This is a genomic window from Pseudomonas sp. MUP55, assembly GCF_034043515.1.
GTDB lineage: Bacteria > Pseudomonadota > Gammaproteobacteria > Pseudomonadales > Pseudomonadaceae > Aquipseudomonas.
Map to the genome: position 1 here is coordinate 3,595,183 of NZ_CP138214.1, position 17,057 is coordinate 3,612,239.

12 protein-coding genes are annotated in these 17,057 nt (G+C 61.6%); 4 read left to right on the forward strand and 8 right to left on the reverse strand.

What is annotated here, in order from left to right; all coding sequences use genetic code 11:
- Positions 1-12 precede the first annotated feature (12 nt).
- Entirely contained in the window at positions 13-1,713 is a 1,701-nt protein-coding gene (locus SC318_RS16120; RefSeq protein ID WP_320427597.1) for a glutamine--tRNA ligase/YqeY domain fusion protein, read from the reverse strand.
- A gap of 239 nt (positions 1,714-1,952) precedes the next feature.
- Between SC318_RS16120 and SC318_RS16125 the strand changes: the two genes are divergently transcribed.
- Both SC318_RS16125 and lpxH read left to right on the forward strand, forming a co-directional pair.
- On the forward strand, positions 1,953-2,459 hold the full coding sequence (locus tag SC318_RS16125) for a peptidylprolyl isomerase (protein ID WP_065877469.1): 507 nt from the start codon (positions 1,953-1,955) through the stop codon (positions 2,457-2,459).
- Complete coding sequence (gene lpxH, locus SC318_RS16130; protein WP_320427598.1) at positions 2,456-3,205, forward strand: UDP-2,3-diacylglucosamine diphosphatase; 750 nt, start codon at positions 2,456-2,458, stop codon at positions 3,203-3,205. The genes SC318_RS16125 and lpxH overlap by 4 nt, the downstream gene beginning before the upstream one ends.
- 549 nt (positions 3,206-3,754) lie before the next feature.
- Here the strand turns inward: lpxH and SC318_RS16135 are convergent.
- Genes SC318_RS16135 through SC318_RS16150 form a run of 4 tightly spaced genes read right to left on the reverse strand, consistent with a single transcriptional unit; the run spans position 3,755 to position 8,420 of the window.
- A complete protein-coding gene (locus SC318_RS16135; RefSeq protein ID WP_320427599.1) occupies positions 3,755-5,284 on the reverse strand; it encodes a DHA2 family efflux MFS transporter permease subunit in 1,530 nt (509 codons plus the stop codon).
- Positions 5,284-6,483, reverse strand: a complete 1,200-nt coding sequence (locus SC318_RS16140; protein WP_320427600.1) for an HlyD family secretion protein — start codon at positions 6,481-6,483, stop codon at positions 5,284-5,286. Before SC318_RS16140 ends, SC318_RS16135 begins: the two co-directional genes overlap by 1 nt.
- A gap of 15 nt (positions 6,484-6,498) precedes the next feature.
- Positions 6,499-7,950, reverse strand: coding sequence for an efflux transporter outer membrane subunit (locus SC318_RS16145; protein WP_320427601.1), 1,452 nt, complete (start codon positions 7,948-7,950; stop codon positions 6,499-6,501).
- A complete protein-coding gene (locus tag SC318_RS16150) occupies positions 7,950-8,420 on the reverse strand; it encodes a MarR family winged helix-turn-helix transcriptional regulator (RefSeq protein ID WP_320427602.1) in 471 nt (156 codons plus the stop codon). The genes SC318_RS16145 and SC318_RS16150 overlap by 1 nt, the downstream gene beginning before the upstream one ends.
- A gap of 421 nt (positions 8,421-8,841) precedes the next feature.
- Between SC318_RS16150 and SC318_RS16155 the strand changes: the two genes are divergently transcribed.
- Positions 8,842-9,774 carry an IS110 family transposase gene (locus tag SC318_RS16155; RefSeq protein ID WP_320427603.1) on the forward strand — a complete coding sequence of 311 codons (933 nt, stop codon included), beginning with the start codon at positions 8,842-8,844 and terminating at the stop codon, positions 9,772-9,774.
- A 125-nt stretch (positions 9,775-9,899) separates the two neighbouring features.
- Here SC318_RS16155 and SC318_RS16160 read toward each other — a convergent pair whose 3' ends face one another.
- The 3 genes from SC318_RS16160 to SC318_RS16170 all read right to left on the reverse strand — a co-directional run bounded on the left by SC318_RS16160 (position 9,900) and on the right by SC318_RS16170 (position 16,028).
- On the reverse strand, positions 9,900-13,586 hold the full coding sequence (locus SC318_RS16160) for a translocation/assembly module TamB domain-containing protein (RefSeq protein ID WP_320427604.1): 3,687 nt from the start codon (positions 13,584-13,586) through the stop codon (positions 9,900-9,902).
- Positions 13,586-15,313, reverse strand: a complete 1,728-nt coding sequence (locus SC318_RS16165) for an autotransporter assembly complex protein TamA (protein ID WP_320427605.1) — start codon at positions 15,311-15,313, stop codon at positions 13,586-13,588. The genes SC318_RS16160 and SC318_RS16165 overlap by 1 nt, the downstream gene beginning before the upstream one ends.
- Before the next feature lie 64 nt (positions 15,314-15,377).
- Entirely contained in the window at positions 15,378-16,028 is a 651-nt protein-coding gene (locus SC318_RS16170; RefSeq protein ID WP_320427606.1) for a GNAT family N-acetyltransferase, read from the reverse strand.
- Positions 16,029-16,198: 170 nt separating this feature from the next.
- On the opposite strand from SC318_RS16170, the gene xthA reads away from it, so the two are divergent.
- Positions 16,199-17,011: an exodeoxyribonuclease III gene (gene xthA, locus SC318_RS16175; protein WP_320427607.1), complete on the forward strand. Its 813-nt coding sequence runs from the start codon at positions 16,199-16,201 to the stop codon at positions 17,009-17,011.
- Positions 17,012-17,057: the final 46 nt, after the last annotated feature.

Below are 17,057 nucleotides of genomic sequence, written 5' to 3' on the forward strand. Positions count from 1 at the left end.
GTTTCCCTTAAATCACTGGCCCCACGAATCTCGCAAGGTCACGGTACGGTTGAATACCGGAGCACCGGGTTTGGAGTCCTTGATATCCGCGCAGAAGTAGCCTTCGCGCTCGAACTGGAAACGGTCTTCCGGCTGTGCGTCACCAAGCGATGGCTCGGCACGACAACCAGTGAGTACTTGCAGGGAGTCAGGGTTGATGTTGTCGAGGAAACTCGCGCTGTCTTCGGCTTTCTCAGGGTTGGCCGAGCGGAACAGACGATCGTACAGGCGCACTTCGCACTTGATGCTGGCAGCGGCCGGTACCCAGTGGACCACACCCTTGACCTTGCGGCCTTCAGGGTTCTTGCCCAGGGTGTCCGGATCGTACGAGCAGCGCAGTTCGACGATGTTGCCATCGGCGTCCTTGATCGCTTCGTCGGCGCGGATCACGTAGCTGCCGCGCAGGCGTACTTCGCCGTTCGGTTCCAGGCGCTTGTAGCCCTTTGGCGGCTCTTCCATGAAGTCATCGCGGTCGATGTAGATTTCACGGGCGAACGGCAGCTTGCGCACGCCGAGTTCTTCTTTCTGCGGATGACGCGGCAGTTCGAGGTTCTCGACCTGGTCCTGCGGGTAGTTGGTGATCACGACTTTCAACGGACGCAGCACGCACATGGCGCGCGGTGCATTGGCATCCAGGTCCTGACGGATGCTGAATTCGAGCATGCCGAAGTCGACCACGCCGTCGGAACGGTTGGTGCCGACCATCTCGCAGAAGTTACGGATCGACGCCGGGGTGTAGCCGCGACGGCGGAAGCCCGACAGGGTGGACATGCGCGGGTCGTCCCAGCCATGCACGTGTTTTTCATCGACCAGTTGCTTGAGCTTGCGCTTGCTGGTGATGGTGTAGTTCAGGTTCAGGCGGCTGAACTCATACTGGCGCGGCTGTGCCGGCACCGGCAGGTTGCTCAGGAACCACTCGTACAGCGGACGATGGCTCTCGAACTCCAGGGTGCAGATGGAGTGGGTGATGCCTTCGATGGCGTCCGACTGACCGTGGGTGAAGTCGTAGTTGGGGTAGATGCACCACTTGTCACCGGTCTGGTGGTGGTGGGCATGGCGGATGCGGTACATGATCGGGTCGCGCAGGTTCATGTTCGGCGAGGCCATGTCGATCTTGGCTCGCAGCACGCGGGCGCCGTCCGGGAACTCACCGGCGCGCATGCGGGCGAACCAGTCGAGGTTCTCTTCTACCGAACGGTCGCGAAACGGGCTGTTCTTGCCAGGCTCGGTCAGCGTGCCGCGGTATTCGCGCGCCTGTTCCGGGCTCAGGTCGTCGACATAGGCCTTGCCGGCCTTGATCAGCTCGACGGCCCAGTCGTGCAACTGGTCGAAGTATTGCGAGGCGTAGCGCACTTCACCGGACCATTCAAAGCCCAGCCACTTCACGTCGCTTTCGATGGCGTCGATGTATTCCTGGTCTTCCTTGGCCGGGTTGGTGTCGTCGAAACGCAGGTGCGTGACGCCACCGAACTCCTGGGCCAGCCCGAAGTTCACGCAGATCGACTTGGCGTGACCGATGTGCAGGTAGCCGTTGGGCTCCGGCGGGAAACGGGTGACGATCTGCGTGTGCTTGCCCGAATCGAGGTCCGCCTGGATGATCGGGCGCAGGAAATTGACCGGGACGGCAGGTCCGGCCTTGGAATTCGAGGTAGGGTCGACAGTGGGCTTGCTCATAGGATCCTTGAACAGACAGGTTCGTGGCCGGTTGGGGCCAGACAAAACAAAGGCGTTATCATAGCTGATGCTGTCAAGCCGCTGACAGCGGTTGAGGTGCATTTAACGCACCGGTGGTAAAAAACCACCTCGAAATTCCTGCGCGGCACGCTAAACTGCGCGCCTTGGCCGACGTTTAGCCAGACAGGTAAGGCGCCCAGGCGCTCAAACCCACGAATTCCCTGAAAAGAGTAGTGAACATGACTCAAGTCAAACTGACCACCAACCACGGTGACATCGTCATCGAGCTGAACGCCGAGAAAGCGCCGATCACCGTCGCCAACTTCATCGAGTACGTCAAAGCCGGCCACTACGAAAACACCGTTTTCCACCGTGTCATCGGCAACTTCATGATCCAGGGCGGCGGTTTCGAGCCAGGCATGAAAGAGAAGAAAGACAAGCGTCCAAGCATCCAGAACGAAGCGGACAACGGCCTTTCCAACGACAAGTACACCGTCGCCATGGCCCGTACCATGGAGCCGCATTCGGCCTCCGCGCAGTTCTTCATCAACGTTGCCGACAACGCCTTCCTGAACCACAGCGGCAAGAACGTGCAGGGTTGGGGCTATGCCGTGTTCGGTAAAGTCACCGCCGGCACCGACGTTGTCGACAAGATCAAAGGCGTGTCCACCACGTCCAAGGCCGGTCACCAGGATGTTCCAGCAGAAGACGTGATCGTCGAGAAAGCCGAGATCATCGAAGCGTGATATTGCTGATTTCAGACTTGCATCTGGAAGAGGAACGCCCGGACATCACCCGGGCGTTTCTGGATCTGCTCCACGGCCGCGCCCGTGGCGCCCAGGCGTTGTACATTCTGGGGGACTTCTTTGAAGCCTGGATTGGCGACGATGGGATGACACCGTTCCAGCGTTCCATCTGTGCAGCGCTGCGCGAACTGAGCGACAGCGGCACTCCGATTTTCATCATGCACGGCAACCGCGATTTCCTGATCGGCAAGGCGTTCTGCAAAGCGGCAGGCGCAACCTTGCTCAAGGACCCGAGTGTCGTGCAGCTCGCTGGCGAACCCGTGCTGCTGATGCACGGCGACAGCCTCTGCACCCGCGACCTTGGCTATATGAAGCTGCGGCGCATCCTGCGTAACCCGATGGTGCTGTTCATCCTGCGCCACCTGCCCCTGGGCACCCGGCACAGGCTGGCGCGCAAGTTGCGCAGTGAAAGCAGTGCCCAGGTACGCATGAAGGCCAACGACATAGTCGACGTGACACCCGAGGAAGTACCACGGGTGATGCAGCAATTTGGCGTGCGCACCCTGGTCCACGGCCACACCCACCGCCCCGCCATTCACAAACTGCAGATCGGTGACCAGGCGGCCAAACGCATTGTGCTGGGGGATTGGGACAAGCAAGGGTGGGCGTTGCAGGTGGATGAGCAAGGCTTTCAGTTGGCCGCGTTTGACTTCGTCAATCCGCAGCTGGCACTGCCTGGCGCTTGAGCCCGAACACCACTGATCCACTGTGAACAGAGAGCAAAATGTGGGAGGGGGCTTGCCCCCGATGGCATTCGGTCAGTTACTGATGAGCTGGCTGACACACTGCTATCGGGGGCAAGCCCCCTCCCACACTTGATTGCATTTCAACTCCTGGGCATCAGTGGCCGGAAGCCTCCGGCACCTGCGCATATCGACACTTGAGCCCGAACACCGCTGATCCACTGTGAACAGAGATCAAAATGTGGGAGGGGGCTTGCCCCCGATGGCATTCGGTCAGTTACCGATGAGCTGACTGACCCACAGCTATCGGGGGCAAGCCCCCTCCCACACTTGATTGCATTTCAACTCCTGGGCATCAGTGGCCGGAAGCCTCCGGCACCTGCGCATATCGACACTTGAGCCCGAACACCGCTGATCCACTGTGAACAGAGATCAAAATGTGGGAGGGGGCTTGCCCCCGATGGCATTCGGTCAGTTACTGATGAGCTGGCTGACACACTGCTATCGGGGGCAAGCCCCCTCCCACATTTGATTGCATTTCACTCTTGGGGGTCAGTGGCCGGACGCTTCCGGCCCGGCCTTCGCCCCGAACGGCGGCTTGGCCAGCCATACCAATAACATCAAGCCCATGAACATCCACCCCAGCAACGTGAAGTAATCCACGGTGGACATCATGTACGCCTGGCTGGTGAGAATCTGGTCCAGCTGCGAATAGGCCTTCTGCCCTGCCCCACCGAGCGCCTGCAAGGCGTCGCGGGTGGCCGAGTCGTAGGTGGTCATGTTCTCGCTCATGTAGGCATGGTGCTGATCCGCCCGGCGGATCCAGATCCAGGTGGTCAGCGACGCCGCAAAGCTGCCGCCCAGTGTGCGCAGGAAGGTCGCCAGGCCGGCGCCGTCGGCGATCTGGTGTGGCGGCAGGTCGGACATCAGGATGCTCAGGGTCGGCATGAAGAACAGCGCCACGCCGATGCCCATGAACAGCTGCACCAGGGCGATGTGCTGGAAGTCCACTTCATTGGTGAACCCGGCCCGCATGAAGCAGCTCAGGCCGATCGCCAGGAACGCCAGGCCCGCCAGCAGGCGCAGGTCGAACTTGTGCGCGTACTTGCCCACGAACGGCGACATCAGCACCGGCAGGATACCGATGGGCGCGACCGCCAGCCCGGCCCAGGTGGCGGTGTAGCCCATCTGGGTTTGCAGCCATTGCGGCAGAATCAGGTTGATGCCGAAGAAGCCCGCATAGCCCAGGATCAGCACGATGGTGCCGATGCGGAAGTTGCGGTAAGCAAACAGGCGCAGGTTCACCACCGGGTGCTTGTCGGTCATTTCCCAGATGACGAACACCGCGAGAGCAATCGCCGAGATCACCGCACCGATAATGATGAAGTTGGATTCGAACCAATCCAGGTCGTTGCCCTTGTCGAGGATGATCTGCAAGGCGCCGACGCCGACGATCAGGCTCAACAAGCCCACGTAGTCCATCGGTTGGTGACTGGTGACCACCGGGCGCTTCTTCAACTGCGCACGCACCACCATCACCGCAAAGATGCCGATGGGCACGTTGATGAAGAAGATCCACGGCCAACTGTAGCTGTCGGTGATCCAGCCGCCGAGGATGGGACCTGCAATCGGCGCCACCACCGTGACCATCGCCAGCAGCGCCAGGGCCATGCCACGTTTGGCCGGCGGGTAGACCGCGATCAGCAACGTCTGGGTCATCGGGTACAACGGCCCGGCAACCAGGCCCTGCAGCACGCGAAAGCCGATCAACTCAGGCATCGACGTGGAGATACCGCACAGAAACGACGCCAGCACAAACAGCAGGGTTGCCCACAGAAACAGCTTCACCTCGCCAAACCGGCGGCTCAGCCAGCCGGTGAGCGGCAGGGCAATCGCGTTGCTCACCGCAAACGACGTGATGACCCAGGTGCCCTGCTCCGAACTCACGCCCAGGTTGCCGGAAATCGTCGGCAACGCCACGTTGGCGATGGTGGTGTCGAGCACCTGCATGAAGGTCGCCAGCGACAGCCCGATAGTGGCCATCAACAGGCTGGGTGGCGTGAACGAGGCGTTATTGCTCATCAGCGTTGCGCAGCCTTGGGAGCGGCGACGCTGTTGTCATGGATCAACTGGTTGATAATGGCATCGGCCTCGGCCAGTTGGCGGTCATACACGTTGGTGGTGAACGACGCCTTCTGCGGCGCCTGTTGCGCCAAAACCGGGCCGCTCTGGTCGTGCAGGTCTACATTGACCACGGTGCTCAAACCGACGCGCAGCGGGTGCTTGGCCAGCTCTTCGGCGTTGATATGGATGCGCACCGGTACCCGTTGCACGATCTTGATCCAGTTGCCGGTGGCGTTCTGCGCGGGCAGCAGGGCGAACGCGCTGCCGGTGCCGGCGCCCAGGCTGTCGACGGTGCCGCTGTACTTCACGTCGCTGCCGTAGATGTCGGATTCGATATCCACCGGCTGGCCGATGCGCATGTCACGCAGCTGGGTTTCCTTGAAGTTGGCGTCGATCCACAACTGGTCCAGCGGGATCACCGCCATCAGCGAGGTGCCCGGTTGTACGCGCTGGCCCAGTTGCACGGTGCGCTTGGCCACATAACCGGTAACCGGTGCGATCAAGGTGCTGCGCGCATTGGTCAGGTAGGCCTGGCGCAGTTGCGCGGCGGCGGCTTGCACATCCGGATGGGACGAAATCACCGTGTCATCTACCAGTGCGTTGCTGGTTTTGAGTTGCTGCTCAAGGTTGGTCAACGCGTTCTTCGCCGCAGTCAGGCTGTCACGGGCGTGGGACAGTTCTTCCTGGGAGATCGCCCCGCCCTGGGCCAGGGTCTTGCGTCGGTTGTAGTTGTCCTGGGCCGTCTGCACATCGGCTTTCTGCGCATTGACCTGGGCTTTCATACCGTCGACGTTGCTGTACAAGCCACGGACCTGGCGCACCGTGCGGGCCAGGTTGGCCTGGGCACTTTGCAGGCCGACGGCGGCGTCGTTGGGGTCGAAATTGACCAGTACCTGGCCTTCGTGAACCAGGTCGCCATCGTCAGCGCCGATGCTCACCACGGTGCCGGTGACCAGCGGGGTGATTTCCACCACGTTGCCATTGACATAGGCGTCATCGGTGCTTTCGTTGAAGCGCCCGTAGAGTTCGTACCAGGCCCAGACGCCGACGACACCCAGGATCACGATCAGCACCAGGCCGATCAGCAGGACTTTGCGTTTGCGTGGGTTGTTGTCTTGGGTGTGTTCGGCTGTGTTGTTGCTGTCGGCAGTGGCCATGAAAAATACCTCAAATTATTCCGTGCGATGGGCTGGGGTGGTCGCGGCCACGTTGTCGGCGTTGAACCCGCCACCCAGGGCCTGCATCAATTGAATCGACAGATCGATCTGCGCAGCATTCAAGGCCGCCAGCTGACGCTGGGCCTGCAGCAATTGCTGCTCGATGCTGAGCACATCCAAGTAGTTACCGATGCCGGAGCTGTAGCGCTGCACCCCGGTGTCATAGGACTGCTGGGCGATGTCCGCGGCGTGTTGCTGGGCCTGGATCTGCCGCCCGGTGTCGCGCAGTTGCGACAGGGTGGTGCCGATATCGCCCAGGGCTTGCACCAGGGTCTTGTTGTACTGCGCCACGGCCAGGTCGTAATCGGCGTCGCGGGCGTCGAGGTCGGCGCGCAGGCGCCCGCCGTCGAAGATCGGCAGCGAAATCGTCGGTGCGATGTTGAAGAAGCGACTGGCCGAGCCGAACATCGCGTCGCCCAGCAACGATTCGGCGCCGGCGCTCGCGCTCAAGTTGAGGTTGGGGTAGAAGCGGGTCTTGCTGGCGGCGATGTCCTTGCTTGCCGCTTCCACCCGCCACCGCGCGGCCACCAGGTCCGGGCGGCGGCCGAGCAATTCGGCGGGCAGCACCGACGGCACGGCGACCGCCGCAGGCTTGAGCACATTCGGGCGAGCCAGTTCGTTGCCACGGTCCGGGCCTTTGCCGAGCAACACCGCCAGGGCGATTTTGGCGCTTTGCAGTTGTTTTTCCGCATCGATCAACTGCGACTGGGAGCTGGCTTCCAGGCTTTCGGTTTGCTGGTATTGGTACTCGCTGTCGATACCGGAACTCAGGCGGCGCTTGCTCAGGTCGAGCATCTGGCGGGTGCGCTTGAGGTCCTCGGCGGCCAGGTCACGCACGATATGCGCCTGGCCCAGGTCGCTGTAGGCCTTGGCCACGTTGGCGGCCAGCGTCAGGCGCGCGGCCTGCTGGTCGACTTCGGCGGCGCGGGCCTGGCCGAGTGCGGCTTCCCAGGCGGCGCGCTGCCCGCCCCACAGGTCGAAGTTGTAATTGAAGCTGGCGCCGATGTTGCGCACCGTCGAATAGGCATCGCCCTCCCCGCGCGGGTCCTGATCCTTGGCCAGCCGCGAACGGCTGACACCGGCGCTGGCATCCACGGTAGGCATGCGCGCGGCGTTGGCGGCATAGGCAGCGGCCTCGGCCTGATGCGCACGGGCGCTGGCCACTTGCATATCGGGGTTGTGTTGCAGGGCTTCCTGGATCAGACCGTCAAGCTGGGGGTCGCCGAGGCTTTTCCACCAGTCGGCGGCAGGCCATGCGGCGCTGGACAGGCTGACGCCGCTCAGGGATTTGCCGGTTTGCAAGGTGTTGGCGTCGAGGCGTTTGCCTTGGGTATCAAGGCCGCTGTAGTTGGCGCAACCGGCCAACGTCATCGCCATCAGCACCAGGCTGAATGCGCGTGTGTTCATCAATGACCTACCCGCTGGAGGGTGATGGGATCACCCGCAGCTATCAGAATTTTCTTGAGGATCCGTTCCAGGGTTTCCAACTCCCCCACCTCGAGTACACCGGCCAACTGGTTGAGGGCCTGGGCGCCGATCTGCGGCAGCATGTCCGCCAGGCGCTGGCCGTCGGCGGTGAGCACCAACTGCACCTGGCGGCGGTCGAGTTCGGAACGCTTGCGCCTGAGCAAATGCTTTTGCTCCAGACGGTCGAGCATGCGCGTCATCGAGCCGCTGTCCAGCGACAGGTTGCGGCACAGCTCGGCCGGGGTATCGACGCCGAACTGGGCCATGATGATCAACACCTTGAACTGCGCGGCGGTGATGCCATGGGGTTCCATGTGGGTGTCGATGATGCGGTCCTTGAGGATCGCAGCGCGACCCAGCAACAGCCCGAGGTGGCAGTTGTGGAAGTTATCCGGGGTGAAGTGAGGCATCGGAAGTCACCTTATTACTGCCTAGGCAGTGAATGTGTGACGAGATATTACTGCTTAGGCAGCGAATGTCAAATTCAATAGTTAGGTTGCTTGGTAATCACATGAAAGTTGAAGTGAAATACATACCCATGTGGGAGGGGGCTTGCCCCCGATAGCAGTCTGTCAGTCAGCTTATCTGTCGCTGACCCACCGCTATCGGGAGCAAGCCCCCTTGTGTCTTGAGCCGGGATTAGACTGAGGGTGAGAGCGGTGAGTAGCAAGCTGAATGCCCCGAGTGTTTAAAGCACGTGTGGGAGCCCACGCTGCTACTCACCTCTCCGCTCTGGACATGAGCCCGAACAGTTGAACGAGCCCACCTCGAACAGTTACAAGCGTGGGCCAAGCCAGAGCGCTCTCACATTAAGTGTAAGAGGATTTGGCTATGTTTTCCTATCCAGCAGGTATTGATGTTTCCAAGGACAGCCTTGAGGCTCGAGTTAATCAGGTTGACGTTGGGGTAAATTGCGCTAACGCCGAAGAAGATTTCCCTGGGTTGATTGGGTGGCTATTGCTTCACCAGGTTGGTCGCGTGGTATTGGAGGCTACTGGCGGTTATGAGCGCAAAGTCATGAAGGCGCTTCAGGCTGCGGGCCTTGATGTCATCTGCATCAATCCGCACCGAGCCAAGAGTTTTTCCAGGGCGATGGGCAAACAAGCCAAAACCGACCCGATAGACGCAAAGTCTCTTGCGCACTATGCAGCTGTTCTAGACTCGCCAAGCGCCCGAGTTACAAGCCCGGAGCACGATAAGCTGCGCGCGTTGGTCCAGCAGCGGGAGCATTTTGTTCAGCAAAGAGATGACGACAGACGACGCCTGAAAACAGCTTCCTGCGATGCGGTAAAGCCTGCATTACAGAACCATATCGACTATTTGATCATGGCAGTGGAGGCGATAGATCAACTGATTCGTCAAAGTGCGAACGAGTTAGATAGCGAAAAGGTGGCTCGACTGTGTTCAGTCAAAGGAATCGGGCTGGTTACTGCCACCAGTCTTATGGCTTACCTGCCTGAGCTGGGAGAGATTGGAGGACGCCCTATCGCGGCACTAGCGGGCCTCGCTCCGTACAACAACGACAGCGGAAGGCATAAAGGTGCACGCCATATTAGTGGCGGAAGGTTTTCAGCCCGTCGCTCACTTTACATGGCCTGTTGGGTGGTTATCCGTGACCAGCCAGAATTCGGGACTCGATATAAGGCGCTACGTGATAAAGGGAAATGCGCCAAAGTCGCGTTGATCGCCTGTATGCGCGTTTTGTTGGTACGTCTGAACGCGATGCTGCGTGACCGCACTGAATGGAAAGAGCGCACCGATTAGCTCGGTAGCAGCAATTTCCTTCAGCATTGCACGGCCTAAGCTGTGGGAGCTTTGCTGCCTATGAAAATGACTTCTGAATTGAATCCAATAAGACAGTTGCTCCCACATTTTTGACCGCGCGATGCTTAGAAATCGCGCTTGTAGAAGATATCCAATGAGCTGGCGACACCCGTGGCCACTTCCAGGTACACCTTCTTGCTCAGCAAGTAGCGCAACGCGATGGTGTTGGCCGGTTCGAACACCCCGACCCCGTAACGCAGGCTCAGCTTGTCGTTGATCTTGCCGCTGGCCACCACCGCTGTGTTGTTGCCGGTGCCCTGGGTATCCAGGTCGAAATCCTGGATGCCCAGTTTGTTGGCGATGTCCGTGGTCACCCCGGCGCTGCCCATCAGGCCCAGGCCCAGGGCGGCTTCGGCGAGCATGTTGTTGTCTTCACCGTTGTTGGTCCGCGAACGTCCCAGCACCAGGTAGGACAGCGCGTCTTCCTGGGCCATGGCAGGCTCGGAGAAGATCTGCGTGGTCGGCTGCTCGGCGCTGCCGCTCAAACGAATGCCTGCGGTAACCGTGCGCGAGGATTCGGTGGTCACGCGCACCGCCTCGATATCCAGGAAGGGTTGGTCCAACGGCCCGGCGAACAACAGCCGCGCCCGGCGTACATTCAGGCGCTGGCCGTAGGCACGATAACGGCCGTCGTTGAGCCACAGCTCGCCACGGGTGTCCATGTTGTCGCCGATATGCACATGGCCCTGCACTTTGGCGGTGAGGCCGAAGCCGGCGAAGTTGAGCTGGTCTTCGCCCACCTCCACGTCGATATCCATGGCCATGGCCATCGGCGGCTTGCCCTCTTCGGTCTGGCTGCCGACGATGACCGTGTCATCGGACACCTTGACCGTCGATGGCGGCAGTTCGCGCACCGTGATATCGCCACGCGGGATGTGCACCTTGCCGGCAATCGCCAGCCTGTCGTCCTTGAGGCTGATCTTGAGGTCAGGCGCCACTTCCAATACGGCGTAGGGCTCCACCGTCACGGGCAGTTGCGCGCCCTTGAGACTCAGGTCGACCACCAGCGCGCGGCCCCAGTCGATCTGCCCCTGCAGGCTGCCCTGCCCGGCCTTGCCACTGCGCCAGGCGCCATTGAGTTGCACGCTTTCGCCAGCGATCAGGGCTTGCACGTTCAAGCCTTCCAGGCTCACGGGCAACTCGGGCCCGGAGATTTCACCGTCTACCAGGTTGACGCTGCCGTTGACCTGGGGCGCGAGCAAGCCGCCGGAAATCCGCCCGCTGCCATTGAGCTTGCCGGTGAGCTTTTCCACCATCGGCACGAACGGGCGCGCCACCGCCAGGTCCAGCCCGGTGAGACTGAAATTGCCGGTGACCGGCTTGCTGGCCGGCAGCGGGTTGATCTGCGCCTGCAACAACAACTCGCCAAGCTTGCCGCCATGGAAGTTCAGCTGGGTGTCGATGCGCTTGGGATTGAGGGTGGTTTCCAGCTTCAGCGTGTCATAAGGGAAATCCAGCCACTGGCCCTTGTCCCTGACGCGCAGGTTGCCGCCCCCGGCGTCCACCAACACCACGCCTTTGGGGCCGCTGGCCGGCAGATCCAGCTGCACATCGGCGTTGAGCCTGCCCTGCCAGGCGAAGTCCTTGGGCAAGAACGCCGCCAGGCTGTCGAGGGGGAATTGCTTGAGGTGGTAACGCAGCTTTGGCTCCGGCATCAGGCGCTGGTCTTCGCCGCACAGGCTGGCGCCACCGGAGACCCAGCAATGGGCGGCAAAGGTCAGCTTGCCATCGGCCAGGCGCTCGATTTTCGCCGGGGCCTGCAGCCGCCAATCCTGGCCGCCCGCTTGCACGTCGCCGCTGGCCAGGCGCCCGCGCCAGTTGCCTTGGTCGAGATTGCCGTCCAGGGCCAGGGCCAGCTTGAGCAGCGGGCCGGCCAGGTCCAGCTGGACCTTCTGGTTCTTGATATCGCCCTGGGCACTGGCGGTGAGGGTACCAACCTGGGTCTCGCCGCTCTGGATGCCGCTGCCCTTGAGGTCGATCCGGGCGCGCTGGGCGCTGTCGAGTGTCGCGCCGAGGCTGAGGCTTTGCAGGCGATTGTCGGCCAATGCCAGTTGCTGACCCTTGAGGTCGAGCTTGCCTTGTGGCGCCTTCAGGGTGCCGGCGACATCGACGCGGCCAGTGATCTGCCCACGCAGCTGCGGCCAGAGCTGGGCCAGGCGCGCCAGCTTGATGTCGATCTGCCCGGCCAGGCGCTGCTGCAAGCTACCGCTGCCGTTGATGCGGTTGTCGCCCAGGCGGATGTCCAGGTTGGCGAGGGTCCATTGCTCCCCCGCGCCTTCGACCTTGGCTGCCAGCACGGCGGTTTGCCCGCGCAGGCGGCCCTTGAGGTCGAGGTCGGCGTTGAGCTTGAGTTGTTCGTTCCTGAATTCGCCTTTGCTGCGCAGGGGCCCGGCCAGGGTGCCGGGCAATTCGGCAACCCAGTACGCCGGGTTCAACGCGGTCAAATCCAACGCGGTGTCCCAGGCGATACCGTCGGCAAATTGCACGTTCACACGGCCTTCGGCCCTACCCTGGCCGGCGGTCAGCTTGAGCTCGGGCAGGAAGATCTGTTTGAGGTCGCCACTGAACGGCGTGACCACATTGAACTTGCCGGCCGGGCCGTCGAGATCGGCCTTGAGGTTGCCCAGGTAGTTGCCGTCTTTGTAGGAAATCTCACCGTTGAAGGTGCGCAAGGCGACCTGCGGCTCGTCGATCAGCGGATAGAGGCGATGCCAGGGAAAGTCCAGCCAGTCGATCCTGGCGTCAGCGCTCAAGCCCTGTTGCCAGTCCAGGTTAGCACTGAGCTTGAGGCTTTGCTGGTCGCCGGCCTTCAGGTCCAGGCCGGCGATCTGCGCGCCTTTGGCATCCACCTTGCCGCGCAGCAGCAGGTCCACCGGGCCTTTTTCCGCCGGTAGCAGCGCTTTGCCCAGCAATTGGTAACCGTTTTTCAGGTCACCCTTGGCGCTCAGGTCCAGCTGATTGAGCTGCAAGGTATCGGGCAGATCGGCGCTGGGTTTGAAGGCGTCCGCGGTGATGCGCACTTGCGCCGGCAGGTTGTCCGCCAGCGGCTGCAACTCGCCACTGAGCTTGGCCGGCAGGTAGCCGCTGCTGTCAGCGTCGAGCTTGAGTGTCTTGAGCAGGTCACCGTCGACCTTGAGGGCAACCGTCCAGGGCGCGCCGCCCGGCGCATAAGGCAGGCTGAGTTGACCGCTGGCCGTCAAAGGCCAGTCGCCGACCGGTTGCAGCAGGCCGGACAAGTCCAGCACCAGGTCGTCCCGTTGCAGGTGCACCGCGTCGATCTGCATGCCTTCGGCAGTCCAGTGCGCCGCCAGTTGCAGGCCCTTGAGTTGTTCACTGCCGTTAAACAGCAACGTACCGACACGAACCTCGCCCAATTGGATGGCAAGTGGCAGTTTCAGGTCGGGCAACGTGATAGGCCCGCTGCTGCTTTCTTCGGCGCTGGCCGCAAATTGCAGGCTGACCTGCTCCACGTCCAGCGTGTCGATGCACAAGGTCATGCGCAGCAAGCACGCGGGAGACCAGGCAAACGTCGGCGCATTCAGCTCGACGCGGCTGCCGTCTTGTTCCCAGATCAGATGATCGGCGCGCCAGTGGCCGCCCAGACGCCCCTCGAAATTCTCGACGCTCAAGCCCGGCACCTGGCCCAACGCCCAGCGGCTGCCTGCCTGGGTACCCAATACCGACCACAACACCAGCAGCACCATCACCAGGGTTGCCAGCAGTACCGCTCCGGCTATTTTCAAACCACGCATCACAGCTCAGGCCCCATGGAAAAGTGCAATCGAATGCCGCCCGGGTCTTCCAGGGCATGGGCCAGGTCCAGACGAATCGGGCCAACCGGCGAAACCCAGCGCACCCCCACACCCACACCGGTTTTCAGGCTGGGCAGTTCCAGGTTGTTGAACGAGTTGCCCTGATCGATAAAGGTCGCGATCCGCCATTTATCGGCGATGGAATACTGGTACTCGGCACTCAGGGCCACCATATAGCGGCCGCCGATGCGATCCCCCCGGTCGTTTTCCGGTGACAGGGTCTGGTATTCATAGCCGCGCACGCTCTGGTCGCCACCGGCAAAGAAGCGCAGCGACGGCGGCACCGACTGATAGCCATTGGTGGCACTGCCGCCCAGTTGCGCGCGGCCCAGGAAGCGGTGGTTATCCCACAAGGTGGTCAAGCCCTTGATCGTCGCGGTGCCGTACAACAGGTTGGTGTCCGAACCGAACCCTTCCTTGGCCACCTTGCTGTCGAACATCAGGCGATAACCATGGTGCGGATCGATGCGGTTGTCGCTGCGCAGGTAGGAATAGCTGATGCCGGGCATCACCAGGTTGCTCATACCCGAGTCATTGCCCAGGCGATATTCTTCACGCTGGTATTTGAGCGAGATCACCCGCGTCCAGCCGCTGGGCAACTTGCTGTGCCATTCGGGGCCGATGGTGAGCAACTTGCTCAAGGTGTCGGTGTTGGCCAGCTCTTCGTTCTGGTAACCGCCGGCGAAGCGCAGTTTATCCGTGAGCGGTGGGTCGAGCGGGATGTCATACCACAGGCCGACGTTCTGCCGCGGCGCCGACAGCTCAGCTTCCCAGCCGTAACTGTGGCCCTGGGGATTGACCCAGTGGCGCGTCCAGTTGGCCCGGCCCCGAGGGCCGACGTCGGTCGAGTACCCCAGGCCCAGGCCCATGGTGCGTGGCTTGCGCGTGTCCAGTTGCACGGCCACCGGAATCACGTCGTTGGTTGAGGCCGTGGGGCTGGCGTCTACCCGCACGCTTTCGAAGAAGCCACTGGCCTGCAGGTTCTGGTTGAGTTCGGCGATCAATTCGGAGTCGTAGGGTGTACCGCTTTCGAAGGGCACCATGCGGTGCAGCAATTGCTCATCAAATGGCGTATCGCCGCTGAAGCTGACCTTGCCCATGCTGTAGCGCGGGCCGCTGTCGTACACCAGCTCGATATCAGCGACACCCGCCTGGGGGTCTACGGAGAGCGTCTGGCGCGTGAAGCGCCCGCTGAAAAACCCATAGCGCGACGCCTGGTTCTGGATCAGACGCTTGGCATCGTCGTAATGGCCATGATTGAGCACCGCGCCGGGCTTGAGGTCGTCACTGGCGGGCACGCGAAACGCCTTGAGGCTGGCCGCCGGGCCATCGACCCGGAGGGTTACGTTGCGCAAGTGCACTGGCTCGCCGGGCTCGATGGTCAGGGTCAGGCGCGGGTTCTTGCCGCCCTTCACCTCGCTGGCGATCTGTGGCTGATAGAAGCCCAGCGCCTGGGCCGCTTTGCGCGCCTGTTCTTCGGCGCCGCGACTGAAGCGCAGCAGCGCTTCTTCATCACGATCGCCCACACCGCCGATGTAGCCTTCGATGTTGGCTTTCAGCGCGTCGTTTGAGGGCTTGATCCGCACGTCCAGTTCGCTTTGCGCCATTACGCCGCAGCTTGTGAACAGCAGAATCAAGCCGCTGGTAAATCTGTCTGGAAACTTCATAGGCGCGGATGCTACACGAGCGAGAGCGGATGTTTGAACCCGGATTTGTCTGAATAAATCTGTCTCAAGCCGTTGCGGCAGTTAACGCCTGGGGGTTGGGATGGAAAAACACATGTTCAAGGACAGGCCCTACGGCAATCTCACCGATTTCCTCATAACCCTGGCGCTTATAGAAATCCAGGTAACGGGAATTGCCCGTGTCGAGCACCACGCCCGAGGAGTGCGGGTCCTCGGCACACCAGTTGTGGACCGCTTCCAGCAATTGTTCGCCGTAATGCTGGCCTTGCAGTTGCGGATGAATGCCCAGCAATGGCAACACATGCACCGATTCGCTGGGCAGGCACGCCAGCACGGCCTGATGGTATTCCAGGTAACGCCGCGTACCGCGCACGCCGGTGCTCAGCCACATGCGGATCTGCCACGCCCAGCTTTCAGTGATTCCCAGGCGCCGCTGCGGCGGAGCGATCAGGGCGATGCCGATCAAACGGTCGTTGACGAACAAGCCAATGGCCGGAAGCTTCTGGAAAAAATGCTGCTTGACCAGCTCGCGCACGGTGGCCCGTACCCGCTGCTCATAACCCGGCCGCTCGGCCTCGAAGATGTAGGCGAAGGTCGGCTCGTGACGGTAGGCCTGGTACAGCAGGGAGCGCGCTTCGCGGGAATAACCGCTATTGAGCAGGCGGATCTCGGCAGCGGCTGTCGAAGTGTCAGGCATAACAGTCAATCTCCTGGACGCCACTCAACGAGGCGGCGTTCTTATGGGTACGAACCTGCGCAGCGCCAGTCGTTCCCTGACCTTAGCAGCGCATGCCGGCGGCCGCCACGCTGGCCCCCGTCCGACTTGTCGGCTAGCATCGCCCTTTTGCCAGAACTGGACTGCCGACCATGAAAATCGTCTCCTTCAATATCAACGGGCTGCGCGCCCGCCCTCATCAGCTGGCGGCGCTGATCGAAAAGCATCAACCGGATGTCATTGGCCTGCAGGAAACCAAGGTCCACGATGACCAGTTCCCGTTGGCTGAAGTCCAGGCGCTGGGCTACCACGTTTATTACCATGGCCAGAAAGGCCACTACGGCGTGGCCCTGCTCTCGCGCAAAGAGGCGTTGAGCGTGCACAAAGGCTTTGCCGGCGATGAAGAAGACGCCCAGCGCCGTTTCATCTGGGGCACCTTCGCCGACGAGCACGGCAATCCGGTGACCATCATGAACGGCTATTTCCCCCAAGGCGAAAGCCGCGACCACCCGACCAAATTCCCGGCCAAGCAGCGCTTCTACGAAGACCTGCAACAGCTGCTGGAAAGCCAGTTCAGCAATGACCAGGCACTGGTGGTGATGGGCGACGTGAATATTTCCCCGCAAGACTGCGACATCGGCATCGGCGCCGACAACGCCAAACGCTGGCTGAAAACCGGCAAATGCAGCTTCCTGCCGGAAGAGCGCGAATGGATGGCCCGCCTGAAAAACTGGGGCCTGGTGGACACCTTCCGCCACTTGAACCCTGAGGTGACCGACCGTTTCAGCTGGTTCGATTACCGCAGCCGGGGCTTTGAAGATGAGCCCAAGCGCGGGCTGCGCATCGACGTGATCATGGCGTCCACCGGGCTGGTGCCTCGGGTCAAGGATGCGGGGGTGGACTACGACCTGCGCGCCTTGGAAAAGCCGTCGGACCATGCGCCGATCTGGCTTGAATTGAGCTGATCTCTCTGATTCTACTCGGTTCAAATGTGGGAGGGGGCTTGCCCCC

Excerpts from the sequence above, each read along its gene's own strand:
- SC318_RS16160 (WP_320427604.1), bottom strand. The coding sequence starts at position 13,586 with ATGCGTGGTTTGAAAATAGCCGGAGCGGTACTGCTGGCAACCCTGGTG.
- SC318_RS16120 (WP_320427597.1), bottom strand. The coding sequence starts at position 1,713 with ATGAGCAAGCCCACTGTCGACCCTACCTCGAATTCCAAGGCCGGACCT.
- SC318_RS16125 (WP_065877469.1), top strand. The coding sequence starts at position 1,953 with ATGACTCAAGTCAAACTGACCACCAACCACGGTGACATCGTCATCGAG.
- xthA (WP_320427607.1), top strand. The coding sequence starts at position 16,199 with ATGAAAATCGTCTCCTTCAATATCAACGGGCTGCGCGCCCGCCCTCAT.
- SC318_RS16165 (WP_320427605.1), bottom strand. The coding sequence starts at position 15,313 with ATGAAGTTTCCAGACAGATTTACCAGCGGCTTGATTCTGCTGTTCACA.
- SC318_RS16155 (WP_320427603.1), top strand. The coding sequence starts at position 8,842 with ATGTTTTCCTATCCAGCAGGTATTGATGTTTCCAAGGACAGCCTTGAG.
- SC318_RS16170 (WP_320427606.1), bottom strand. The coding sequence starts at position 16,028 with ATGCCTGACACTTCGACAGCCGCTGCCGAGATCCGCCTGCTCAATAGC.
- SC318_RS16150 (WP_320427602.1), bottom strand. The coding sequence starts at position 8,420 with ATGCCTCACTTCACCCCGGATAACTTCCACAACTGCCACCTCGGGCTG.
- SC318_RS16145 (WP_320427601.1), bottom strand. The coding sequence starts at position 7,950 with ATGAACACACGCGCATTCAGCCTGGTGCTGATGGCGATGACGTTGGCC.
- SC318_RS16135 (WP_320427599.1), bottom strand. The coding sequence starts at position 5,284 with ATGAGCAATAACGCCTCGTTCACGCCACCCAGCCTGTTGATGGCCACT.
- SC318_RS16140 (WP_320427600.1), bottom strand. The coding sequence starts at position 6,483 with ATGGCCACTGCCGACAGCAACAACACAGCCGAACACACCCAAGACAAC.